Origin of the sequence: Coleofasciculus sp. H7-2 (assembly GCF_042747725.1) — a bacterium.
GTDB lineage: Bacteria > Cyanobacteriota > Cyanobacteriia > Cyanobacteriales > FACHB-T130 > FACHB-T130.
The window spans coordinates 155,829-179,924 of sequence record NZ_JBHZGO010000048.1 but is presented as its reverse complement, the minus strand read 5'-3'; the positions used below and the strand labels follow the sequence as shown (position 1 = coordinate 179,924).

The following is a 24,096-nucleotide window of genomic DNA, read 5'->3' as shown; positions in this document are numbered from 1 at the left end:
ATCTGAGCCTAGAAGCAATCAATCTAGATATCGTCACCCGCGAATTGGCGAACAGCTTTCACGAGATCCGCAGGGGTGCCGATATCCAGGTAGGTTCCATCCGGAAACGCCTCTGCTTCCACCCGCAAGCCGCTGTCTATCGCCGCCTGAACTACATCGCTAATCGGCAACTCTTTCGCCTGTAGCAGTTGCCCAGCTTGGATTGCAGCGAGATACTCGTGCATAAACTGGGTAAATACCGGCGTCCAAACCGCGATCGCCCACATATACTTTAAATCGCTAGTCGGCGGTTTTTCGATCGTTTGGTGGACTCGTCCTTCCGCATCAAAATCAACCATCCCGGCTTTATGAGGCTGATCGTTCGGAAATAATCCCAAGACAATATCGGCGTTACCAACCGCAAGCCGTGCCAGTAGCCGCACAAAGGCATCTTCAGGCTGAAAAAGGATGTCGGGAAAGCCCAGTGCTACCACCGCGTCTTGCACGAAGGGATAGGCTTGATCCAAGGTATAAGGAACGCCATAAGGCAACCCCATCATGAGATAGCCCAGGTTCATGTCTAGCAGGGTGCCATCTCCAAAATAAGCCGGAATATCCCACTTTCCTGGACGCAGCACCGTGTATGCCTTCTTAATCCCTGCCAACCGCATTTTCTCCAGTAGGTAATGACTAACGACTTTGGGGCGTAAGGTGCCGCTATCCACCGGGCGAAATCCAATCGGGTACAACTCTTTGCTCATAGGTAAGGGGGCGATTCGCGTTGCTTGCCCTCCTGCTGGTAGCAGTCCAATTACTTCTCGCTGGTGAATGCGATCGCTGTTGGTCATAAAAATGCCGATTGCCGTGAAATGAAACAGTAGTAGCGCGTCTAGGCTAATTTGTTGGGTAAAGCAACGCCTATAATGCTTGCAAATTTTGATGAGAGCGAATTTTATCAACCCAGCATTTTAGCCTAGACGCGCTAGTAGGTTGGGTTGAGGAACGAAACCCAACACGCATAAGCATTTGTTGGGTTTCGTTCCTCAACCCAACCTACAACTTATCAACATTTGGTGGAGGAAGGGATTACTGGAAATCCGGAAATATTCAAGCCAGAAGAATTGCACGAACTAGCTTTACCGATTGTAGAGCCTCTGTTACAAGAGAATATTGAGGAGGTCGTAGAGGAATACAAGGAACTGGCTGGAAAAGATACAAGTCAGGACTTACGCAAAGCTTATACATATAGCGTTTTTTCGGGTTCAATCCCCCTGTGGTTGCCCTCAGATGGTAATCCCCCTGTGGTTGCCCTTACTATGTGGTGCTATTTGCGTAAGTCCTGCAAGTAAAGTATTCCACGATATCAAAGAAATCATCCAATCTGCTTATTATCAACGGATTGATTCTTTGTTTGTGGCAGTCGGTGAACAGCGTTGGGGTCACTTTGACCCAGAATCGATGACCGTAGATTTACACCCTGAACCACAGGCGAACGACGAAGATATGTTGGATTTTGCCGCCATTCATACGCTTTTGAACGGTGGTAAAGTCTATGCAGTGGAGCCGGAAAAAGTGCCAGATGAGGCTTCGGTAGCGGCGATTTTCCGCTATTAATTAGCGATTGACCGCGATTGGTCATAGCGTTTCAAGATTGCTAAGTTTGTCAACCCCCCTGCTTCCCCAAGGCGGGGGGGTTGCATATAAGCTAGTTCACTAAAGAAATCGTTCGGATCGGAATCAGGGGGGAAAATCAAAATTTCCTTCCCCTCTTTCAGTGCATTCCGGTGAAGCGCGATAGCTTCTACCAACGGACAAAACATAATTGGAATCCATCTGCCACTGTAAAAACAGACAACGACACGGCTCATTGTGTACTCTTCCAGCAGGAGTGGATTTCGCCAAGGTGAAATCACACGAATTCTATTAGTAGGTATACTCTACAGTTGTTTACTATTAGAAGCGCGATCGCAACAGTCTTAAGTAGTATCTATTAACCTTTATCGGAAGGGAATTATCGGAAAAATCGGTGGTCTGAAAACCCTGGAAATTGAGGTTCTAAATACACAGGACAAACAGTGGGAGTGGGTTTGAAACCCGTCCATATCTGAGACTTGCTGATGGCTAGCTATTGATTCAACTGACGACGGGCGGCTTGTAAGAGAAGGCGTTGTTCGGCACGAGCGATCGCATTATAGGTTCGCTCAACGGCATCTAATTCCACAGAAATTGAGGGAATGCCCCACTGCACGAGCTGGTCGATCAACTCTGGATATTGAGCCGGTGCTTGACCGCAGATGCAGCAGGGAATTCCTGCCTGTTTTGCCATTTGGATGAGTTGCGCGATCGCTTGCATGACTGCTGGATGACGCTCATCAAACGCCGCCGCCATCTGCGCTTGGTCGCGGTCAACTCCCAGCAGCAGCTGGGTGAGATCGTTGGTGCCGATCGAGATTCCCTGGACGCCCGCTTTCACGTAATCTGGTAGCAAAAATAGAACCGACGGCACTTCAGCCACGATCCAGAGTTGGAATTGAGGAGATTGGCTGAGTCCGGCTTGCTCAACGCGGCGGCGACAGAAGGAAAACTCTTCAACCGTGCGGACAAAAGGCAACAGCAGGCGGACATTGGTATATCCTGATTGCTGCACCTGCACTAAAGCTGCCAGTTCTAGATCGAACAAGGCGGGATTTGAAACATAGTTGAATGTTCCTCTCATCCCTAGCATCGGATTGACTTCGGGGTGCGCCAAAGAACCACCGACTAAGTATTGAAATTCATGCGATCGCAAATCTAAAGAGCGATAAAATACGGGTCGCGGCGCAAATGCCTCGGCAAACTGACACAGTTGCTGGGCAAGAATTTCTTTCAACTCGCCCTCACGCTGCTGCTGGAGCCATCGCTGAGGGTGTTGTCCCTGCAAAACTTCCAGCAGCATTAGTTCGGAGCGCAATAATCCTACTCCATCCACCGGCATCTGAGCCGCGCGTTTGATACTGCTGGGTTGACTGAGATTGACCAGCAGTTGAGTCGCTAGAGGAGTGAGGAGTGAGGGAAGAGGACTGAGGACTGAGTGAAGAGGACTGAGGGAAGAGGACTGAGGACTGAGGACTGTAGGCGCTTCGCCTTCCCGAAGGGTGGGCTGAGGAGTGAGGAGTGAGGAGTGAGGAGTGGGGAGTGGGGAGTGGGGAGTGGGGAGTGAGGGCTGAGTAAGAATTTTCCCTGGCTTTTCGGCTTGAACCTCAACGCGATAAATTGCTCCCTTGTCGCCATCTACTAGGACGGCGTCGCCGGTTTGAATAAGCTGGGTGGCACCGACAGCACCAACAACCGCTGGGATGCCTAATTCTCTGGCAATAATGGCGGCGTGACAAGTCATCGCACCCTGTTCGGCAACTACAGCGACAGCCTGTCTTAGCAGTACCATCCGATCGGGAGTAATGCTTTTGACGACTAAAATCTTCCCATTAACGAGCGAGTTTTCATCTCCACCGGCATCAGGAAAGTGGAGATGATGGGAATCGGTTAATACATAAGCGATCGCAATTGTCCGTCCCGCTGACGCTGCCAGTCCCTTGATCAAAGGCTTTAGGTCTGGTTCTGGCACTGTAGGCGCTTTTCCTTCCTGTAGGCTGTGCTGAATCTGGGGTGAAAAGAAGGATGACGGAGTGAGCATAAAGGAGGAATGACTGATATCTACTGAATGCTGTAAGGATTCCTTAACCGCTGCTACTTTAATTTCGGACTCCTTCAAGCTAATTGCTGAATGCCCAACGTTCGCTTGTGTGAGATACAACTGCTCGCCTTCATTTTCTTTGGCTGGAGAGAGAGTCCACTCCAAAGTAAAAGTTGGGCCGAGTTCAGCCCTCAGTTGCTTCGCCAGTTGAATGAGAACATCTAAGTGTTTTTCTTCCAGGGCGTAATATTGTTGTTGCTCTTCACTGAGCAGATAAGCTTCTAGACAGCCATCTACCATCAACCCACGGTGGGCGCTTGTGAAATTCTCCGTGCCGTTTGTGTGGGTTTGGGCGTCCCCAAAGTTCTCAAGACGATAGGCACGGGTTTTACTGCCCAGATACCGAGTTTGCACTTCCCCCGTTTCTGGTTGCACCTGGTAGAAATCTGGAATCACTTCTCCTAAGACTAGCGCCTTGCCCAGTCCCCAGGTTGACTGAATTTCCCAGCACTCTGGAGTCGCGTGGAGAGTCCCGGAAGCGATCGCATCTAAGACGGGTTGCACTAAAATTGCCAAGTTCAGCTGAGCAGTCTGGATACCCGAATACTGCCAGTAAAACAGACTTCTGGCGCGAAACAGCTCTGCCCAAGCTAGCTTCAAACCCATCGCCAAGCTCTCTGGCGACGCCAGACAAACGTGGGATTCTAAAAGCCCAGATGGTAAAAGCAACCCGCTCGTCGCCTGGACTTTGGACGCCCGACTCTCTAAAGCCAAAGAGGGGCGCAAAATCAGCACCTGAGTTTGCCAACGCGCTTGTGCCGATTCTATCTCCGACACCCAAGACGACGGTAGAGTAGCGGCTGTAATTTCCTGCCGAATCGTTTGAGCGACGCTCTGTAGCTGGCGGGGATTATCTACATCCAGATGCAGCGAAGAATAGGGCAGGTCTAAGCCAAGCGGTGCCGACCATTGAATACTTTCGAGAAATTGACGGGCTGCGGTTGCCGGAACGACAAAACCGGGCACGACCGGATAGCCGCGCTGCATGACTCGGCTCAAGTAAAAAGCTTTGTCGCCTACCACCGTGCGGTCAAAGGGTTTAATTTGGTCAAGCCAGTGGAGTTTGTCCACTCAGGTGAAAGGGTAAATAGGGAACAATGCATCATAACTTAATTATTTATTCATCATTCCGAATTTGACCTAGCGATTTCCAAAGATTCGCCACCACTGCTACCAACTCTTGATCGAAGGACTGAGTGAAGAGGACTGAGTGAAGAGGACTGAGGACTGAGTGAAGAGGACTGAGGACTGAGTGAAGAGGACTGAGGACTGAGTGAAGAGGACTGAGGACTGAGTGAAGAGGACTGAGGACTGAGTGAAGAGGACTGAGGACTGAGTGAAGAGGACTGAGGACTGAGTGAAGAGGAAGAGGAATTTTTTCTTTCCTGATTCGCGTCTTCTACCTGACTCCTGACTCCTGACTCCTGACTTTTGACTCTTCACTCTTCACTCCTGACTCCTGACTCCTGACTCCTGACTCCTCAGTCCTCAGTCCTCAGTCCTCAGTCCTCTTCCCTCACTCCTGACTCCTGACTCCTGAGTCCTCAGTCCTCAGTCCTCAGTCCTCTTCCCTCACTCCTGACTCCTGACTCCTCAGTCCTCTTCCCTCACTCCTACTTGCATCCTCTCTACGAGGGGTAGCCGCACTGTAAAGGTGGCTCCGAGTCCTTCGCCTGGGCTTTCAGCGCCGACAGTGCCGCCATGCAGTTCTACAAGATAGCGGACAATGGCGAGTCCCAGTCCCAGTCCTCCGTGCGATCGCGTGGTTGTACTATCAGCCTGACGGAACAAGTCAAAGACATGGGGCAAAAAGTCAGGAGTAATGCCCGATCCAGTGTCGCTGATTTGGATTTCGGCATAATTGGACATGGGTGATAGGTGATGGGCGATCGGTAATTGGTGAGATTCTTCCCCATTCTTGATTGCCCATTCCCTATTCCCCATGACGATTGACAATCGCACCGTCACCCGTCCGCCGTCGTCGGTGAACTTGATGGCATTCGAGAGCAGGTTTGACATCACCTGCTGCAATCGGACGGGATCGCCTTGGACACGTCCGCAACAGGGGTCTAGCACTCTCTCTACTTGAATTTCCCGTGTCTGAGCTGTTGCCAGTACAGAATTGATGGAAGTTTGAATCACCGGCACTAGGTCAACTGAGAGGAGATTGAGGGGCAAGTTCCCCCGGATCATGCGCGAGACATCCAAAAGCGACTCAATTAGCTGCGTCTGCGCCTTAGCATTGCGCTCAATAGTTTCCAGCGCCTGCGCCGTCCTGGCTTCATCAAACTTGCGACTGCGGAGCAGCTGTGCCCAACCCAGGACGGCATTGATGGGAGTTCGCAGTTCGTGGGAGACAATCGCCAGGAACTGGTCTTTCATGCGATTGGCTTCTTGAGCTTCGCGGTAAAGTCGCGCATTGTCTACCGCCAGGGCAGCGCGGTGGGCGAGTTCAGAAGCCAAGGAGAGATCCGCCCGATTGTAGTGGCGACCTGATTCGGCAGTAATAAAGGCGATCGCTCCCAAGATTCGTCCACGGGCAATCAACGGTAAGCACATATAAGACTTGAAACCTGCCTTGCGGAGGATTTTTAAGTGTTCCGGAGCGCGGGCGATCGCGACGAGCAATTCGTCGGGAATCTCCGGAATGAGTTTTGCCTCACCCGTATGCAACACTTTCGCCAAACCACGCGGCACCTTGGGATCGAACGGGTAGCGACGCTCTACCTCCCATGCCAGCTCAACCTTTGAGGAGTCTGGGTGGGCAACCGCTCGGAGAGCGATCGAGCCATCTGGCTCAACTGTATGGACGGCGCACCAGTCGGCAAGGTGCGGCACCGCCAGATGCACGAGGCGTTCCAATGTAGCTTGATAATCCAGCGAGTCAGCCAGCACGACGCCAGCTTCCGAGAGGAATTGCCGTGACTCCTCAGCACGCTTGCGATCGTCAATGTCTGTGCAAGTCCCGAACCACTTGACGACCCAACCATTGCGATCGCGCAGCGGCAACCCCCGAACCAGATGCCATCGGAAAACTCCGTCCGACGCTCTCTTAAAGCGGCATTCAGCTTCGTAAGTCTCACCCGTATCAATAGCATTGTTCCAGCCGTCTATCGATGAGAGCAAATCGTCTGGATGGAGCGTTGGCTGCCATCCCCAGCCTTGGGCTTGTTCCAGTGTCGTTCCCGTGTAGTCAAACCAGCGCTGGTTGTAGTAATCCACTGCCCCATCTGGCTGTGCCGTCCACACCATCTGCGGAATCGCTTCTGCTAGGGAGAGATAACGCTGCTGCGCCTCTTCAGCTTGGGCACGCGCTTCCTGTTCGCGGACGAGCTGGAGTCGTTCTTTCTCAGATTTCTTGCGGTTGGTGATGTCCTCAATCACATACGCAAATTTCGGATGCAAACTGGAAGCTCCCTCAATCGGGCAGACGCTAGCAGATAGCCACTTCTTACCCAAGTCAGTCTCGTGAGGGTATTCAAAGCGGATGGTGTCTTTTGTGCGTTGAGCCAACTGATATTGATGAATCCACAATCGCCGGTATTGCGGCGGGACTCCCAAACTGCTACTGAGTCGATTTTGCATCGCTTCGGGAGTTAACCCATAGAACTTTGCTGAGGTGGAGTTATCAGAAATATGCAGGATGTCATCTTCCACTAACTCGACAATCCCCATCATCAAAGAAGCGCTATCGAAGAAGCTGCGAAGGATGGATCTTTCCCATTTGAGTTCTTCCAGTGCTTGGTGGCGTTCGGTGATGTCCTGAACTAGAGCCACGAAGTAATCAATTGAGCCGTCAGTACCGCGCACGCAGCGAGTCGAGATGCTGGCGTGGATCGTTTGACTATCTTTGCGGATAAACCGCTTGTCCATTGAGTAGCCTTGAATTTCGCCTGCTAAAACCCGCCCGAATTGCTCTACATCGGCTGGCAAATCATCGGGATGAGTTAATTCATCCCAAGTCATTTGCCTCAGTTCTTGCCGGGAATAGCCAAAGATGTCGCACAATTTATCGTTGACTTCCAGCCAACCTTTGTCCGGCGAACTGATGGCGATTCCGACTAAAGGAAGTTCAAAGTAGCTGCGGAAGCGTTGTTCGCTCTTCCGCAGTTCTTGTTCGGCTTGTTGGGCAAGGGCGATTTGTTCGCTCTTCAGTTCATTAGCTGCTTTTAACTCGGCAGTTCTTTCCCGAACCCGGATTTCTAAATTTTGATGGGAAGACTGCAATTCGCGCTGGCGGGAGGCGAGTTCGGTGGCTAAGGTGGCGAGGTCTTGATCTTGAGTTCGCAACTCCTGCTGAAGAATCTCACGGGCGCGTTTCATGGCGATCGCATTGCCCACCCGTGCGCGTAGTTCCTCGATATGAAAGGGTTTCATCAGGTAATCCTGTACTCCCTCTCGTAACATCTGTACCTGTAGCTCGTCGTCAGCTTTAGCGGTGAGCAGAACAATTGGGATAATATCGAGTTCCCTGATGGCTCTAACTTGCCGCACTAGCTGGTCGCCGGTCATTTGAGGCATCATCACATCAGTGAGGATTAAGTCGGGACGCAGGGCGATCGCTTTATCCAATCCTTCCTGTCCATTCCGGGCGGTCACGACCCGATTCTCTGGTGCTAAGCTCTCGGTGATGAACTGATTCATTTCCGGATTGTCCTCAACTACCAGCACCAGTGGGGATTGAGAATTGGGAATTGCACATTGAGGATTTTGACAAGACTGGTCTGATTGAAAAATGGCTTTGGAGTGGTAATTAAATCCCGATTCTAAATCGTTGGGCTGATACCGCAGTTCTGCCATTACAGAAAGGGCAATTTCCTGGTAATTTGTGGATGTTTCGCTGTAGAGCGATGGCGTCGAACGGGAGTGAAGATTTGTCGGAGTCAGCTTGTCTGGAAGGTCTGTATGATCTGCCAAATGCGCGATCGCAATGGTATCCCCACCCACAGTCTGGAAAAGATCGCCATTCCTACCTGCTAAATCTGACAACCCTTCTGCATGGCTGTCAATCGGCACGGGCGAGCGACTAACGCCTGAGGGTGCTGCTTGCGGCATCCAGGTCGTGAAAACTGCCCCGCCTTTTGGAGCCTGGTTAACTTCTATGCAGCCGCCGTGCAATTCGACGAACTCCTTGACAATGGCTAGCCCTAGACCAGTACCGCCAAATCCTTGCTCTTGCACGAATTCTTCTTGGCGGTACGGCTCGAAAATGACTTCCCGGAGTTCCGGTGGCACGCCTGGGCCAGTATCTTCAATGGTGAGGGTGAAGGATGAAGACGAGAGGGAGTCAAGGGGGAAGATTTGCTCCTCTCGGTCCCTGGGTTTCTGCGACTGAGGGCTGACTTCCGAAAGGATGCAGCGGATACTACCTCCGATAGGCGTAAATTTGAAGGCGTTGGAAAGTAAGTTGAAGCAGATGCGCTGCCACTTATCCGGATCGACACTCGCCCTAAGGGATGGAGGAGTTTCGACAACGAAGGATATCTGACGGTCTTCTGCGAAGGTTTCAAAGTTGGCAGCAATGAGCCGCACCAGCTCAGCCACGTCACTGAGTGCGTAGTTCACTTCCATTTTGCCTGCCTCCAGCTTGGAGACATCCAGCAAATCGTTGACTCGCTTGAGCAGGATACGGGCGTTACGCTCCACCAATTCTATGTCGTGACGCTGCTCTTGGTTGGTCAGACTCTGGGCCAGCAGTTTCTCCGTTGGTCCCAAGATCAATGCGAGTGGCGTCCGCAGGTCGTGGCTAACGTTGGCAAAAAATTGGGTTTTTAATTGGTCGAGTTCCTTGAGCTTTTGGTAGAGCGTTTCTAACTCAACGTTTGCCGTTTCTAGTTGCAGTTTACGCTCTTCAGAGGTCTTTGCAGAGGCAATCAGCGTCAGGACTTGAGGAACTAATGGCGGTAGTGCCAAGGCTGTCGTCACAGAAGCGATCGCTGTAATTAATTTAATCGTTCCCGATAGCCAATAAACGGGCATCCACAGTGTCCACACTTCTATAAAATGGGTGGCACTACAGGCAATAATGAAGACTCCAAAGGCTATAAATACCGAATGAAAGGGAATGTCTCGACGAGCTTTGTGGACTAAATAAACTAGCGTGACTGAAATCGAAACATAAGCCAATCCGATCAACGTATCTGTGGCAACATGAAGTGACACCAGCCCTGGTTTCCACAAGTAACAATGTCCGTGCGGGATAAAACCATTCGCGGCGAAAAGATTATTTAATAATTCAGGCCATAGCCACAGCCCTAGCAAAGTACAAATAGATACTGCCAGCCCGTAGCCGAGATCGGCCCAAGGTATGATGTGCATAAATTGATTTTTCCCTCCTGATACTATTTTGAGGGTTAAATCCCGACTTGTGGGATCGCGCCGCTCTAGTTCTTTGAGCCAATTGGACAAGCAGTGCGTCGTCTAGCACAGATGCTGGCGCGATAGCGAAGCGCTGACTTGTCAGTTCGCCTGCTGGCTATCTGCCTGACTGGCATACGCGGTGAGTGCTAGTGCTGGCAGCCGTCTCACTCTTTGTGTCGAATGGTTCCTGACTTTGGCAATCAGCGAATAGCCATCCTCCACCGGCATTCCGATGTCTTTTTCTGACATGATTAGAGTCAGCCATTATCCTGGAACTTTAGCTAATTTTTCGGTGTAATTCGGTGTGGAAAAAAACTCTGATTCTTAAAGTTAGATTCCTTAATTTTTCACAAAATTAAGCTGGGCGTCACTGGCGCGATCGCTCAAAAACCTATTCGTATTTTAAAGAAATCTCCCCCAAGGAGGAGGTACTGAAGATGAGGCATTGGAGTCGGACGGTAAAAGGTTTGCTAAATCTATTTTTGAAGTCCAACTGCCCACTGTGCCAGCGCCCGACTTCTAGAGAATTTTGTGAAGACTGTCAGCGGCAACTGCAACGCTGTCAGATTTCCAATCCTAACCAATTTTGGCAAGGGCAACTACCAGTATTTGCTTGGGGCGGATATGAAGGGGCAATCAAGAGAGCGATCGCTGCCCTAAAATATGAAAACCATCCCCAACTGGCTCGTCCGTTAGGTCATTGGCTTGCTCAAGCATGGCTGAATTCTTCGGTATCCGCTGAGAGCAAATTAACCGTAGTGCCCATCCCTATGCACCCCTCCAAGCTAAGTCAGCGAGGCTACAATCAGGCAGATTTATTAGCTCAAAGCTTTTGCAATTTTACCGGCTACCCAATGCGATCGCTGGGTTTGGAACGGGTACGGGCGACGGAGGCTCAGTTTAGCTTATCTGGCACCGAGCGAGAAAAAAACTTAGCTGGAGCTTTCTCACTAGGAAAAGAATTCCTTCGTAGCCGTCCATCTACATCAGTGCTGTTATTAGATGACATTTATACCACGGGAGCGACGGCTCAATCTGCTGCTCAAACGCTTGCCCAGCATGGCATTCAAGTCTATGGTTTGGTTGCAGTCGCCACTCCTAAAAGGATGAAAGATGAGAGATGATGGTTGCTACTATAGCGGTTCTCACTTTTATACGGTACAGTGCATGACCTCTGGAGGAGGAATCGGATAGAGGCTTTGAAATTAGCCCCCTTCCCAAGTAGGGAAGGGGCTTCAAGGGTTAGGTCTGACTGTACTAAACTCAACCCTTGAAGGCCTATAACCAATTACCAATTACTAATTACTGCCATGTGCAAGTTTGTGTATTTTTCCCCCGATAAATTGGGGGCTAAGAAAAAGTGGCACATGGCGTAATCACTAAATTTAATTTTTCCAAATCACCAACACCACGCCGCTGACAATCAGACCCAAACCTACCACACGGCTCAAGGGAATCGCTTCTCGGAAAATAAAATAACCCAGCAGCACAGAGAATACATAAGTCAGACTCACCGCAGGACCAGCGATGCTGAGATTCACCCGCGTCAGTAGCAAGATGTAAACAAACGCCCCTAAACCATAGCAAGCCAGACCCGCTAGAAGTTCTGGTGTACTGAGAATGCTTAAAAGATGACTGTTCCAATTAACTGCATTGACTCTGCCTAACTTCAAAGCTCCAGCTTTGAGCAAAAATTGCCCTGCAACGCTCGCTAGGATCGAAATCAGGAATAATCCAAATTCTGGTGAATTCACAGAAATATCAATAAAGTGAGGAGATCCGTCTCTAAGTTTACAGCCATCCGAGGCAGAGCCAGAGCTAGAATCGACTCAAAGCGATCGCAACGTAAATTCAAGCAAATCAGAGTGTTATGACGAGCGTACTTAAATCTCCCTACACCAGCGAGCAAATGGCGGTTTGGATACGCGGCTTGCTAATGGTTGCCTGGGCAGACGGCAATTTTGACGCCGAAGAACAAAAATTAATTTCATCGCTGACTCAGAACGAAGTAGCGCCCAAAACAGATTTGGGATCGCTCGAACCGATTACTGCCGATGAATTAGCAGCGGCTTTTAAGCAAGACGCCAGAGGCGCAGAAGATTTCCTGCGTACCGCTGTTATGGTGGCAGTAGCAGATGGCGTTTATTCCTCCAGCGAAGATGAATTGCTATTCCAATTTTGTCAGGCATTGGGACAGCAGCCAAAGGCGCTTTTATTGCTGCGGCAAACGCTTATTCCTACCCCAGAAAGCGAGATTTCTTCTGACTCGGATAAAGGAGTAGCGGCTCGCATTCGGCAGCGGGATGTGCTGCGACCAGTACGGGTATGGCTAGATGGGTTAGAAATTCACGATCCGCGATTAGCAAGATTCTTGTGCAAAATGATTCCTTCCCAGTGCCCGTTTGAGCGCGATGTCAAGCTATTTGGTCACAAAATTGTCCACATCCCACCGCTATGTAAGCTCAATCCCATCTACGAGCAATTAGTGGGTTTGCGCTTCCGAGCTTTGTCCTATTTGGCGGATGATTGTGGTGAAGATGTGTCACCGTATTGTTAATGGAAGACTGGCTAATGGCTAATGGTTCATGATTCATGGTTCATGGTTCATGGCATCCCGGAGCAAACTATCAGTAACAATTAGCAATTAGCAAAGGAAATTTATGCAATTTATCGATCAGGTAGAAGTTGAAGTTGAGGCTGGGAAAGGCGGCGATGGAATTGTCGCTTTTCGACGGGAAAAATATGTGCCAGCTGGGGGACCATCCGGGGGAAATGGCGGTCGCGGTGGTTCGCTGATTCTAGAGGTGGTTGAGAATTTGCAAACCTTGCTGGACTTCAAGTATACCCATCGTTTCAAGGCTGAAGATGGTTCGCGCGGAGGGCCAAATAATCGCACGGGTGCAGCGGGGCGCGATCGCGTGATTCATATTCCCCGTGGCACGATGGTTTATGATGCCGAAACGGATGAGTTGTTGGGCGATTTGGTCGAGACAGGGCAAACTTTCTGTGTGGCTCAGGGTGGCAAGGGAGGGCTGGGAAATCAGCACTTCCTGAGCAACCGGAATCGAGCGCCGGATTATGCTTTAGACGGGTTGCCAGGTGAAAAACGGCAGTTGCGTTTGGAATTGAAGCTCTTAGCTGAGGTGGGGATTATTGGTTTACCCAATGCCGGTAAGTCTACGCTGATTTCGGCGATTTCAGCGGCACGACCGAAGGTAGCAGATTATCCTTTTACAACGTTGGTGCCGAATTTGGGTGTGGTACGCAAACCCAGCGGCGACGGCACTGTATTTGCTGATATTCCTGGTTTAATTGAGGGTGCCCATACGGGTGCCGGGTTGGGACACGACTTTTTGCGTCATATCGAGCGCACCCGATTACTGCTGCACTTGATTGATGCGACCAGCGAAGATCCCATCGGCGCGTATCAAACCATACAGCAAGAGTTGCACTCTTACGGTCGGGGACTGGCAGATCGTCCGCAAATTGTGGCACTGAGCAAGGTGGATGCGATCGATCCAGATAATGATGTGGAAGCGATCGCGCAACAGCTTCGTCAGTTAAGTCATGCACCAGTTTTCCTGATTTCAGCAGTTGCTCGGATTGGACTAGACCCAATGTTACAGGAAGTTTGGCAAACCCTCGCTCAACTGGATGAACTAGCAACCATTAATAATTAGAAAGTAAAAATGTCCGACGACTCGCATTCGCGGCTAAACAAACAAAGCCTGCCGAAGGCAGGCTTTGTTTGTTTAGCCCCAGGCTAGAAGCCTGTGGGCGTATATTTGCTGTCATCGGGATGCTCCCCCTACAAGATTAATTAATCCCACCTTTCGTTTACCTTAGAAGTGCAGATCATTTCGTTGCGACTACAGCAAGATTCCAGGCAAAACGCTTCATTAAAGGAATCTTTTTCAAACCTGCATCCATCTTCTCTAACCGTTGATAATTAGGTGCTAATCTTTCATGTTCAATAATAATTTTCTTCCAGTAACGCTCCTGATTTGGATCGATTTTTTCAATCAAATAGAAGCGTAAAAAAATCCACAGCGTCGCCAACCAAAACGTATCGTAAGACGTTTCTGAAAACTGGGATTTTACAAAATTTACAATATTAATATCCAGCGGCGTTTCATCTTCAGTTCGCACTTTCGTAGCAATCCGCCGGTACACATTAATGACTGGATTGTGTTTCAGGGGGTCCCAAAAACAAGCTTTTCCACCTGGTTTAAGAACCCGGTGCATTTCCCGAATTGCGAGTTTCGGGTTTGGCAAATGGTGCAACAAATTCGAGGCGTAGACGATATCGAAGCTATTATCAGGACAGTCGAGAGCGATCGCATTCATGGTTCGCCCCTCAATCTCGACGCCGTTCCTCACTGCCAGTTGCAGCGCTACTTCCACCATGCCAGGAGAGTAGTCAGATGCCACGCACAGCGCCCCTTTTTTGGCAAAGTAAACGCTATTTTCTCCAGCACCACACCCTAAATCGAGAAGCCTTTTGCCTCTGATATCTCCCAGTTTTCTGAGGATGAAACGGTTTTCAGGGGCAGTACAAGCTTCAAAATAATCTTTAACTTTGATTCCATCTACATCAATGGTGGATGCCCATTGATCGTGGAATTTTTTCTCTTTGTCAAAAATATCCATGATTAAGAATTAAACGCTCTCGGTACGCAAAGGTAAGCACTCTCGGTACGCAAAGGATAATCTCACTTTGCGTACCTCTGTTGCTGTTTGCGTTTTATACTTTTTGAGAAATTACGGCTGAGCGCGTCTCTTCTTTTTCCAAGGCAGCATACAACCGATTCAGGGCGTTGACATAGGCTTGGGCGGAGGCGACGATGATATCGGTGTTGGCAGCATGACCGGAGAATACTCGATCGTGGTGCCGTAGGCGAATCGTGACTTCTCCGATGGCGTCAATTCCAGCGGTTACAGATTGAACGGAAAATTCAATCAGTTGGTTGGGGACGTTGACGACGCGATTGATTGCTTTATAAACGGCATCTACGGGTCCCGTACCAATAGCGGCGTCTGTGAGTTCAACTCCGGCAGGAGTGCGAAGTGTTACGGTTGCGGTAGGCTGGGAGTTGCTACCGCAAGATACTTGCACCAATTCTAAGCGGAAAAGTTCTGGGGCTTGTTGGATTTCATCGTTAGCGATCGCTTCCAAATCCCAATCGGTGATTTCTTTCTTTTTATCCGCTAAGTCTTTGAACTTCAGAAAGGCTTTATTTAACTCGCTTTCTGATAGTTCAAATCCCAATTCTTTCAGTCGAGCGCTAAAGGCATGGCGACCGGAATGTTTGCCCAGTACAATCTGATTATCGGTTAAGCCGATAGATTGGGCATCCATTATTTCGTAGGTGAGCTTGTTTTTCAGCACCCCATCTTGGTGAATGCCAGACTCGTGTGCAAAGGCATTTGCGCCCACAATTGCTTTATTTGGCTGCACCAACATCCCTGTTAAGTTAGAAACTAACCGGGATGTTTTGTAAATCTGCTTTGTATCAATATTCGTGAGGGGTTCTTCTGAGTCTGCTGGGCGTCCTAAAAATGGATTGTAATACTGACGCCGGACGTGGAGTGCCATCACCAATTCTTCCAGCGACGCATTCCCCGCTCTTTCGCCAATGCCGTTGATGGTGCATTCTAGCTGTAGTGCGCCATTTTTCACGGCTTCCAAGAAGTTGGCAACCGCCAAGCCTAAGTCATTATGACCGTGTACGGAAATGATTGCTTGGTCAATATTCGGCACGTTCTCTTTAATTCCCTTAATTAAGTCACCAAACTCACTGGGAGTCATGTAACCAACTGTATCGGGAATATTGACGGTTTTGGCACCCGCTGCAATCGTCCGCTCTAAAACTTGGTAGAGGAAATCTGGATCGGAGCGAGCGGCATCCATTGGGGAGAATTCTACATCATCCATGAAGGATTTAGCGTAGGCGACCATTTCTTCTGCGATCGCTAACACTTCAGCCCTTGTCTTTCTTAGCTGATATTCTAAGTGAATATCAGATGTCGATATAAATGTGTGAATCCTACCCTTTACCGCCGGTTTTAGCGATTCTGCGGCGGCTTCAATATCTGCTTTGATCGCTCTTGCCAAACTACAGATAACGGGACCCTCTTGTGTCCCTACTGTCTTCGCAATTTTCTGAATTGCCTCGAAATCTCCTGGGCTAGCATAAGCGAAACCCGCTTCAATCACATCCACGCCCAAACGAGCCAATTGTCGCGCAATACTCAGCTTTTCGTCTACATTCAGAGTCGCGCCTGGACACTGTTCCCCATCTCGAAGGGTCGTATCGAAAATAATAATCCGGTCTTGGTTAGGTTGAACTTTCATAGGTCAAAAAAAACACATCTTTCAACTTTGATTCATTAGCCGTTAGTCATTAGTTCTTGCTAATTAGTTATAGCCAAAAAAACTAAGGTTTGAGGGCTAATATTCAGTTTTTTCAATAAATTCCCGAATTTCGTTCAGGTCTATGTAGCGGTCTGTTGCATTTCTCAGCTCTCTAGCTATCATTCCTTCAGTAGACACTACTGTAATATGTGTATTTTTAGAACGTAACAATTCGATGGCTCGTTCAAAATCCCCATCTCCACTGAATAAAATTACCCGGTCGTACTGCTCTACTGTATTAAACATATCGACAACAATTTCAATATCTAAGTTTGCCTTTTGCGAATAGCGCCCGGAAGTGTCATCGTAATATTCTTTAAGAATTTTCGTGCGGACGGTGTATCCCAGGCTAATTAGTGCGTCTCGAAATCCCCGCTGATCCTGTGGATCTTTTAGCCCGGTGTACCAGAAGGCATTGATCAGATTTGTATCTGGCTGTTCCTTTCTGAAGTACTCCAATACTCGTCTAGGATCGAAAAACCAACCATTTTTTTGTTGAGCGTAGAACATATTGTTCCCGTCTACAAAAATAGAAAGACGGTTCATTAAGCAAGCCATAGAAACTAAGACCTAAAATTTGTAGGAAAGAATTTAAGCGGAATGATTTATTCTAGCAATTTGTTACGAATAGTTATTCATAAGTACTTTAGTGCAATCCCAATTCTTTTTTATCTTTCCGTACCCAAACCACACTGGCATTCAGGGGGTTTTCAGGGCAAAATCGGCGATTAAAGTCTAAAAAGGGGAACAGCACTGATAAAGTCAAACATAACTTCTTCTTTAAACTCTACCTTAGTTGAGGACTCTGTTACTGTCCTAGTGGGCACTATCTTATAGTTAGGGCAAGCATTTAGGCACTGCCTTTATAGTATTTACAGGTAGGAACACCAATCACTCCAACTACCAGCATATAGCTTGCCAGTCTGAAGTCCGGCTATTTCCAAAGACAATAGATTAACGCAGGCGGTGACGCCAGAACCGCAGTAGACTAAAACCTCCTCAGCTTGTTCTAAGCCTACCCATCGTTCGCGTTGTTCCGTCATCGGTCGTAGGTAAGATTGGCTACTCGATACTTCCTGCCAAGAATAGTTTACGGCTCCGGGGATATGACCGGCGATCGGGTCAATGGGTTCTCGTTCGCCTCGATAGCGATCGCCTTCCCGCGAATCTACCAGTACCACCCCAGGCAAGTCTTTTCTGGCTTTGACGGTTTCAATATCTACCACCCAGTCTTGTCGCACCTGAGGCACAAACTTGCCCATCTGAGGCGTTGTACGGGTGTCTGTAACGGGATATTCCTCTCTCTGCCATCCCGAAAAGCCGCCGTCTAACAAAGCCACGCGATCGTGCCCCAGGTAGCGCAGCAGCCACCAGAGACGTGCAGCAAAGGCAAACCGGGAATCATCGTAGGCGACAACCAAGGTTTCCTGACAATTCACCCCAATCGCTGCTAACTTATTCGCTAACTCATCTGGATTGGGCAAGGGATGTCTTCCCCCATGCTGTCCTACGGGTGCAGAAAGGTCTTTGTTGAGATCCAGATAGTGGGCACCGGGAATGTGACTGGTGAGATACTGCTGGTGTCCCAATTCCGGATCGGCAAGGGAAAAGCGACAATCCACTACTACAACTTGCAAAAGCTCCGCAAGAGCCGCTGCGCTAACGTTCAGGTGTTCGGAAAGCCACTGGGCGGAAACGACAAAAGGGGTATCGGTCATTGACTTGACTCTCTGCAATCAAAAACAGTGTACAAGTCTTCAGGGAGCGATCGCATCTGTAGTTGCCGATACCGAGTGGGGCAGTATGCTCAATTTACTCTCCTTCCTGGCTAAAATATATCTTTTATGTAGTTAGACACACCTTCACTACCCTCCCCATTTTTTTTAATGAATTCATCTGTTATACCATTTTGTTTTTTGTTTGCAACGTATAAGACTTCTTAGCCCCCTTTTTAAGCCCTGTTGGGGAATCGTTTCTGTAGCGCCTCATCACCCAAATGGTATTACCCGCTCACAACAAGCATCAATTTTTCCAGAAAAACAGTATGACGATTTTTTCGGCTAAATTACGCAGGATTTCCAACAACTGGAAACGGCGCTCGGATAGAAAGTTAGAAAATTTACGCCCAATTAATCTATAAGGTAAATCTCTAAACTAGGAAACAAACTATGGGTTTTATCTGCCAAATGCAAGACATAGGTATCTTTACACCCCAACTAACCGCTGATGGCTCATTCACCTTCTTTTCAGAAGAGTTTGGCGAAACTTTTCATAGTCAGCAGGGTGCGAAGAAGGAAGCCGAACTTAAGTTTGTCGAACCCACTCAACTCAGGCAGAAAGCACAGCAACCAATATTACATTTGTTGGATATTTGTTACGGTCTTGGTTACAACACGGCAGCGGCTTTGGAAACAATTTGGGCAGTGAATCCGAATTGTCGGGTGGAGTGGGTGGGGCTAGAATTAGATGTAGCGGTGCCAAAAGCAGCGATCGCGCACCATCTCCTGAACCACTGGAGCCCAGAACACGCCCCAATTTTCCACCAGCTAGCCACTTCTGGCAAAGTTCAGACCGAACGCCTCAATGCTCAGCTAATCGTGGGAGATGCCAGAGCAACGATTCAGCAGGTATATCACTCAAACTTCCGGGCAGATGCGATTTTTCTCGATCCTTTTTCACCCCCCCGATGTCCGCAACTGTGGACGGTGGAGTTTCTTGGCTGGGTTGCCAAGTGCTTAAAACCCGATGGCAGACTTGCCACTTATTCTTGTGCGGCGGCGGTGCGGACTGCCCTGATGGCAGCAGGGTTACAAATTGGCGCAACAGTACCCGTGGGAAGGCGATCGCCTGGAACGGTCGCCAGTTTCACAACCCTAGATTTAGCGGCACTTTCAGTACAAGAACAAGAGCATTTGCATTCGCAAGCTGCCATTCCCTACCGCGATCCTCATCTGTGTGACCCCGCTGATGCGATCTTGCAGCGTCGTCAAATCGATCGACAAGCCAGTGCTTTAGAGCCAACCTCTCATTGGAAAAAGCGTTGGTTATTTCCATCCCGGCTCGGAATTCAATAGCTCCACAAGAATCGTGCTTTAGAGGAAACCTCTGCTTGCAAACAGTGCTGGCTATTTCAGTCCCCGATTGGGATTCAATGCGATCGCCCACTTTGTCGGCTTCCAAACTGCGGTGTATAATCGTAGCATTCTTTGCAACCGCTCAAGTGAAATATTATTAACTTTTTAGAAGGGCTTGACAGACCCCGGACATCCAGAAAATCCCTAAAATTTTGTAGGCGATCGGAAGATTAAATCTACACTTTCATGTTTGAAGAGTGAAGCTGCAATCAAGATTTCGCATGGGTACTGTGAATATCCGTGAAAAACCCGATTTCAGGATTAAGCTATTCGCTCATACTAAAAACAAATTTATGTTGTAAATCATGCTCAATTTATCAACCGCTGCTTCTCAAACAAGGTTTTCTTCAGTGAACTTTCTAGATTCGGAGTTGCCCAAAATTCTGGTTGTTGACGATCATCCCTCCAGCCGCATGACGGCGGTAGCACTGCTGTCGGTGGAAGGCTACGAAGTTTTGGAGGCAGAAAGTGGGCCAGATGCATTGAAGCGTGTGGTCGAGTGCAACCCAGATTTAATTCTACTGGATGTAATGATGCCGGGGATGGATGGGTTTGAGGTGTGTCGGAAGTTAAAACAAGACGAACAAACCCGCCTGACCCCGGTAGTTTTCATCACGGCGCTAAATGACAGGCGATCGCGCATTCTGGGCATTGAAGCGGGTGGAGATGATTTTCTGACCAAACCCTTCGATCGCTTAGAACTCTCTGCCAGAGTCCGATCTCTCGTCCAGCAAAAGCGCTTGAATGAAGACCTGGATCACGCCGAACAAGTCCTGTTCTCGATCGCCCGCAGCGTCGAAAGCCGCGATCCCGTGACTGGCGATCACTGCGGACGACTGGTGGACATGGGTAAAGCCTTTGGTGAATTTCTGAATCTTTCTCGCAACCAAGTTCGGGATTTGATGTGGGGAGGTTATCTCCATGACATTGGTAAAGTGGGCATTCCCGACGCCGTGCTGCTCAAGACAGGGAAACTCAACGACGAAGAATGGGTAATTATGAAGCAGCACGTCGTGATTGGTGAGAGAATTTGTAAGCCACTGCGAACCATGCGGGGCGTCATTCCAATTATTCGCCATCACCACGAACGCTGGGATGGAACGGGTTATCCCGATGGTTTGGCTAAAGAGGAGATTCCCTATCTGGCGCAGGTTTTTCAAATTATTGATATCTATGATGCCCTGAGAAGCGAACGTCCCTACAAACGGGCGTTTACATCGACAGAAGCCTTAGAAATTTTTGCAGAAGAAACGGCAAAAGGTTGGAGAAATCCTCAATTAGTAGAGAAGTTTACTGAGTTTATTCAATCGGCTCACCTCGCTGAGGCGCTGCCAGAAGCCGTGTAGGGGCGAACCGACTTGTCGGCGCGCGCGCGAACTGACTTTTTCTGCGCTTCGCTATCACCTTGACTCAAAAATTAGTCGGATGCTGGCGTCGGCTGATTGTGCCAATGTTTCACCCAGAAAGAACCACGAACGCTCTTTCCGGGTTCAAGCTTCAACCTTTATTCTTGTAGCTGGTCTGATAACGCGAAAAGCTGAATATGGTAGCAGTAGCAATTCTTGCAGCAGGACGTGGAACGCGGATGAAATCGGATCTGCCCAAGGTCTTACATTCCTTGGGAGGGCGATCGCTTGTCGAACGGGTTCTCCATAGTCTGTCTGAAGTCGAACCATCGCGGTGCCTCGTCATCGTTGGGTATCAAGGCGATCGCATCCAAGACGCCTTGGTAGAGGTGATCGATCGATTGCCCCCACTTCCCGATTTGGAGTTTGTCGAACAAACCCAGCAGTTGGGCACGGGTCATGCCGTCCAGCAATTACTCCCCCATTTAGAAGGCTTCACCGGCGATTTGCTGGTTTTAAATGGGGATGTTCCTTTGTTGCGATCGCAAACCCTCAAAAATCTGCTGGAAACTCACCAAGAGCATCAGAACGCCGCCACCCTTCTCACCGCCCAAATGCCAAATCCCAAAGGCTATGGGCGGGTTTTTTGTAATGGTCAAAATCTAGTTAAAGAGATTGTAGAAGACCGGGACTGCACGCCTGCTCAAAAGCAAAATCGCCGGATTAACGCCGGTGTTTACTGCTTCAATTGGCCGCAACTGGAAAAAGTATTGCCGCAACTGGTGGCGAACAATGACCAGCAGGAATACTATCTGACCGATGCGGTTAAATTCATGGAGCCGGTGATGGCTGTGGATGTGGAGGATTACCAGGAAATTCTGGGAATTAACGACCGCAAACAACTTAGCCATGCTTACGAGATTTTACAAGAGCGAGTCAAGGATGCTTGGATGGCGGCAGGTGTGACTCTAGTCAGTCCAGACACGATCGCAATTGATGATACGGTACAGTTGCAACCGGATGTCACGATCGAACCGCAAACTCATCTGCGGGGAAATACCGCGATCGCGTCCGGGAGTCGCATTGGCCCTGGTAGCTTGATTGAAAATAGCCAGATTGGGGAAAATGTGACGGTGCTTTATTCCGTGGTGACTGACAGTGTGGTTAAAAATGGCACCCGGATTGGTCCCTACGCCCATTTGCGCGGTCATGTAGAAGTCGGGGAATCTTGCCGCATCGGAAATTTTGTGGAACTGAAAAATAGCACCTTGGGCGATCGCACTAATGCTGCCCATCTGTCCTATTTAGGCGATGCCACTTTAGGGAATCAAGTGAACATTGGGGCGGGTACAATTACTGCCAATTATGACGGCGTGAAGAAGCATCGTACCAAAATAGGCGATCGCACGAAAACCGGCTCCAACAGCGTTCTGGTTGCGCCGGTGACACTGGGAGAAGACGTAACGGTTGCCGCCGGTTCTGTGGTCACAAGAGACGTTCCAGATGATTCTTTGGTGATTGCCCGTGCCCGTCAAATTGTCAGAAAGGGCTGGCGGTTAAAACCCCAGCAGGAGTAAATAGTGGCAATTATCAAGTCTGTATTCTATTTCGTCTTAGCCGGGTTATGCGAAATAGGTGGAGGATATCTGATATGGCTTTGGCTGCGGGAAAATCAGAGTATTTGGTTTGCTTTCTTAGGAGCGATCGCGCTGATTCTCTATGGAATCATTCCGACGCTGCAACAAGCCAATTTTGGGCGAGTTTATGCAGCTTATGGAGGTGTCTTCATTGTTCTTTCTATTCTTTGGGGATGGCAAGTTGATAAGATAGCTCCAGACAAATTTGACCTGTTAGGAGGTTGGATGGCTCTACTTGGCGTGTTGATAGTTATGTATGCACCGAGAAGTTAATCCAGAATTCAGAACACACAATTCAGGAGTCAGAATACTCCACCCATAAATTCTGGGAGTGTTTTTTTGAACCCATAAGACACCAAGATAGAGAACTTCGTGTTTCCTTGGTGTCTATAGCGAAGAGAGCGCATGGCTACGCTAGAGTGACTTGGTGGTTAAGAAATAAAGCCGGATAGGGTGTCACCCGTCCATTCCAGGGTGTCGCCCATCTGTTCGCCAGTGTGAAAAGCGGCGAGGAGGACTTCGCTAGTTTTCCCAAACGCGATCGCTCCGGTTGCATCAATCCCAATCGCCCCAAAATCCCGCTGACGCCCACGCGCTTCGGTAAAGGAGCGCTCAAACGCATCTGCAAGGGACAAACCATCCGTCACCCGCACCACAATCCGCGCCGCCAGACATTCATCAATAATGTCTTCTCCAATCCCGGTACAGCTAATCGCCGCTTCAGCGGTCGCGTAGTTCCCCGCAGGCATTGCCGAATCGCTGACTCGACCAATCCGCTCAAAACCCTTGCCTCCCGTCGAAGTGCCTGCGGCTAAATTTCCCTGAGTGTCCAGAACCACGACTCCAATCGTGCCGCGTCCAGCCTCTGGGTCATCCACCAGCTCTTTTTCAGCCACAACCCCAGCAGCTTCTTTAATAAAATTCTCGCTCCGCTCTTGCAGCCACTCCTGCAAGCGAATCTCGATCATCGGATTGTAAATCGGAACCTGCAATTCCCGCACGAGTTCTGCCGACCCGTAATCTGATAGCACGCGATCGGGAGAAGCTTGTAAAGCTTGGGCCAGATCAATGGGATGTTGGACGCGCGATACATTAATCACGCCGCTCAATCGCTGAGTTGTCCCATCCATCAACGAGGCACTCATGCGAATTTGACCATCTGATTGCAGTACCGAACCTGTTCCCGCATTAAAGCGAGGATCGTCCTCCATCAAGTGACAACCATGCACCACTGCTGCTTGGGCAGTTGCTCCTGCCAACAGCAGGGTATAAACTTCTTCCACTACTTTGTAGAGTGACTTGCGGACTGCGTCAGCCCCCTCTTGACTTTTGAGGGCGCTACCGGCACCACCGTGAATAATCACCTTGGGTTGCACCTGATTCACTGACATATTTCAATCCTTTGTAATTTTTAATAAATACCAGTACTCAGCCTTGATTTCAGATTGGCGATGTTTTCAATCCAGGCATCCAAAATCTAAACTTGGGGTGC

20 protein-coding genes and 1 pseudogene are annotated in these 24,096 nt (G+C 49.2%); 9 read left to right on the top strand and 12 right to left on the bottom strand.

From position 1 onward, the window contains the following. Window positions 1-23: 23 nt before the first annotated feature. Window positions 24-827, bottom strand: a complete 804-nt coding sequence (locus tag ACFW2W_RS12110; RefSeq protein WP_378177928.1) for a sugar phosphate nucleotidyltransferase — start codon at window positions 825-827, stop codon at window positions 24-26. A 225-nt stretch (window positions 828-1,052) separates the two neighbouring features. On the opposite strand from ACFW2W_RS12110, the gene ACFW2W_RS12105 reads away from it, so the two are divergent. Further along, window positions 1,053-1,328, top strand: a complete 276-nt coding sequence (locus ACFW2W_RS12105; protein ID WP_378177925.1) for a hypothetical protein — start codon at window positions 1,053-1,055, stop codon at window positions 1,326-1,328. Between the two features lie 7 nt (window positions 1,329-1,335). Next, window positions 1,336-1,593, top strand: a pseudogene (locus ACFW2W_RS12100) (hypothetical protein); the annotation flags it as partial. Here ACFW2W_RS12100 and ACFW2W_RS12095 read toward each other — a convergent pair. The 5 genes from ACFW2W_RS12095 to ACFW2W_RS12075 all read right to left on the bottom strand — a co-directional run bounded on the left by ACFW2W_RS12095 (window position 1,590) and on the right by ACFW2W_RS12075 (window position 10,321). Continuing rightward, the gene (locus ACFW2W_RS12095) at window positions 1,590-1,847 is read right to left on the bottom strand and encodes a hypothetical protein (protein WP_378177922.1); all 258 of its coding nucleotides are present in this window, start codon (window positions 1,845-1,847) and stop codon (window positions 1,590-1,592) included. The pseudogene ACFW2W_RS12100 and the gene ACFW2W_RS12095 sit on opposite strands and share 4 nt — an antisense overlap. A gap of 257 nt (window positions 1,848-2,104) precedes the next feature. Next, on the bottom strand, window positions 2,105-4,783 hold the full coding sequence (locus ACFW2W_RS12090; RefSeq protein ID WP_378177919.1) for a putative PEP-binding protein: 2,679 nt from the start codon (window positions 4,781-4,783) through the stop codon (window positions 2,105-2,107). Window positions 4,784-4,882: 99 nt separating this feature from the next. Next, on the bottom strand, window positions 4,883-5,155 hold the full coding sequence (locus ACFW2W_RS12085; protein ID WP_378177917.1) for a hypothetical protein: 273 nt from the start codon (window positions 5,153-5,155) through the stop codon (window positions 4,883-4,885). Between the two features lie 150 nt (window positions 5,156-5,305). Next, window positions 5,306-10,120: an ATP-binding protein gene (locus tag ACFW2W_RS12080; RefSeq protein ID WP_378177914.1), complete on the bottom strand. Its 4,815-nt coding sequence runs from the start codon at window positions 10,118-10,120 to the stop codon at window positions 5,306-5,308. A gap of 51 nt (window positions 10,121-10,171) precedes the next feature. Further along, on the bottom strand, window positions 10,172-10,321 hold the full coding sequence (locus ACFW2W_RS12075) for a hypothetical protein (protein ID WP_378177911.1): 150 nt from the start codon (window positions 10,319-10,321) through the stop codon (window positions 10,172-10,174). A 188-nt stretch (window positions 10,322-10,509) separates the two neighbouring features. Between ACFW2W_RS12075 and ACFW2W_RS12070 the strand changes: the two genes are divergently transcribed. Beyond that, complete coding sequence (locus ACFW2W_RS12070) at window positions 10,510-11,196, top strand: ComF family protein (protein ID WP_378177908.1); 687 nt, start codon at window positions 10,510-10,512, stop codon at window positions 11,194-11,196. Window positions 11,197-11,457: 261 nt separating this feature from the next. Here ACFW2W_RS12070 and ACFW2W_RS12065 read toward each other — a convergent pair whose 3' ends face one another. Then, a complete protein-coding gene (locus tag ACFW2W_RS12065; RefSeq protein WP_378177905.1) occupies window positions 11,458-11,826 on the bottom strand; it encodes an EamA family transporter in 369 nt (122 codons plus the stop codon). Window positions 11,827-11,942: 116 nt separating this feature from the next. On the opposite strand from ACFW2W_RS12065, the gene ACFW2W_RS12060 reads away from it, so the two are divergent. Next, complete coding sequence (locus ACFW2W_RS12060; RefSeq protein WP_378177902.1) at window positions 11,943-12,629, top strand: Mo-dependent nitrogenase C-terminal domain-containing protein; 687 nt, start codon at window positions 11,943-11,945, stop codon at window positions 12,627-12,629. A gap of 103 nt (window positions 12,630-12,732) precedes the next feature. Continuing rightward, on the top strand, window positions 12,733-13,752 hold the full coding sequence (gene obgE, locus ACFW2W_RS12055) for a GTPase ObgE (protein ID WP_378177899.1): 1,020 nt from the start codon (window positions 12,733-12,735) through the stop codon (window positions 13,750-13,752). Window positions 13,753-13,927: 175 nt separating this feature from the next. Here obgE and ACFW2W_RS12050 read toward each other — a convergent pair whose 3' ends face one another. The 4 genes from ACFW2W_RS12050 to ACFW2W_RS12035 form a co-directional block, all read right to left on the bottom strand. After that, window positions 13,928-14,722: a class I SAM-dependent methyltransferase gene (locus tag ACFW2W_RS12050; RefSeq protein ID WP_378177896.1), complete on the bottom strand. Its 795-nt coding sequence runs from the start codon at window positions 14,720-14,722 to the stop codon at window positions 13,928-13,930. Between the two features lie 94 nt (window positions 14,723-14,816). Next, window positions 14,817-16,427 carry a 2-isopropylmalate synthase gene (locus ACFW2W_RS12045; RefSeq protein WP_378177893.1) on the bottom strand — a complete coding sequence of 537 codons (1,611 nt, stop codon included), beginning with the start codon at window positions 16,425-16,427 and terminating at the stop codon, window positions 14,817-14,819. Between the two features lie 96 nt (window positions 16,428-16,523). After that, window positions 16,524-17,045, bottom strand: a complete 522-nt coding sequence (locus ACFW2W_RS12040; protein WP_378177890.1) for an NYN domain-containing protein — start codon at window positions 17,043-17,045, stop codon at window positions 16,524-16,526. Between the two features lie 314 nt (window positions 17,046-17,359). Continuing rightward, window positions 17,360-18,205, bottom strand: a complete 846-nt coding sequence (locus ACFW2W_RS12035) for a sulfurtransferase (protein WP_378177887.1) — start codon at window positions 18,203-18,205, stop codon at window positions 17,360-17,362. Window positions 18,206-18,673: 468 nt separating this feature from the next. Here ACFW2W_RS12035 and ACFW2W_RS12030 point away from each other — a divergent pair, with 468 nt between their 5' ends. The 4 genes from ACFW2W_RS12030 (at window position 18,674) to ACFW2W_RS12015 (ending at window position 22,877) form a co-directional block, all read left to right on the top strand. Next, window positions 18,674-19,561 carry a tRNA (5-methylaminomethyl-2-thiouridine)(34)-methyltransferase MnmD gene (locus tag ACFW2W_RS12030; RefSeq protein ID WP_378177996.1) on the top strand — a complete coding sequence of 296 codons (888 nt, stop codon included), beginning with the start codon at window positions 18,674-18,676 and terminating at the stop codon, window positions 19,559-19,561. A 365-nt stretch (window positions 19,562-19,926) separates the two neighbouring features. Next, window positions 19,927-20,967 carry an HD domain-containing phosphohydrolase gene (locus ACFW2W_RS12025; RefSeq protein WP_378177884.1) on the top strand — a complete coding sequence of 347 codons (1,041 nt, stop codon included), beginning with the start codon at window positions 19,927-19,929 and terminating at the stop codon, window positions 20,965-20,967. 197 nt (window positions 20,968-21,164) lie between these two features. Continuing rightward, window positions 21,165-22,544, top strand: coding sequence for a bifunctional UDP-N-acetylglucosamine diphosphorylase/glucosamine-1-phosphate N-acetyltransferase GlmU (glmU, locus tag ACFW2W_RS12020; protein ID WP_378177881.1), 1,380 nt, complete (start codon window positions 21,165-21,167; stop codon window positions 22,542-22,544). Window positions 22,545-22,547: 3 nt separating this feature from the next. Further along, on the top strand, window positions 22,548-22,877 hold the full coding sequence (locus ACFW2W_RS12015) for a YnfA family protein (RefSeq protein WP_378177879.1): 330 nt from the start codon (window positions 22,548-22,550) through the stop codon (window positions 22,875-22,877). Window positions 22,878-23,035: 158 nt separating this feature from the next. Here ACFW2W_RS12015 and ACFW2W_RS12010 read toward each other — a convergent pair whose 3' ends face one another. Beyond that, a complete protein-coding gene (locus ACFW2W_RS12010; RefSeq protein ID WP_378177876.1) occupies window positions 23,036-23,995 on the bottom strand; it encodes an isoaspartyl peptidase/L-asparaginase in 960 nt (319 codons plus the stop codon). Window positions 23,996-24,096 lie beyond the last annotated feature (101 nt).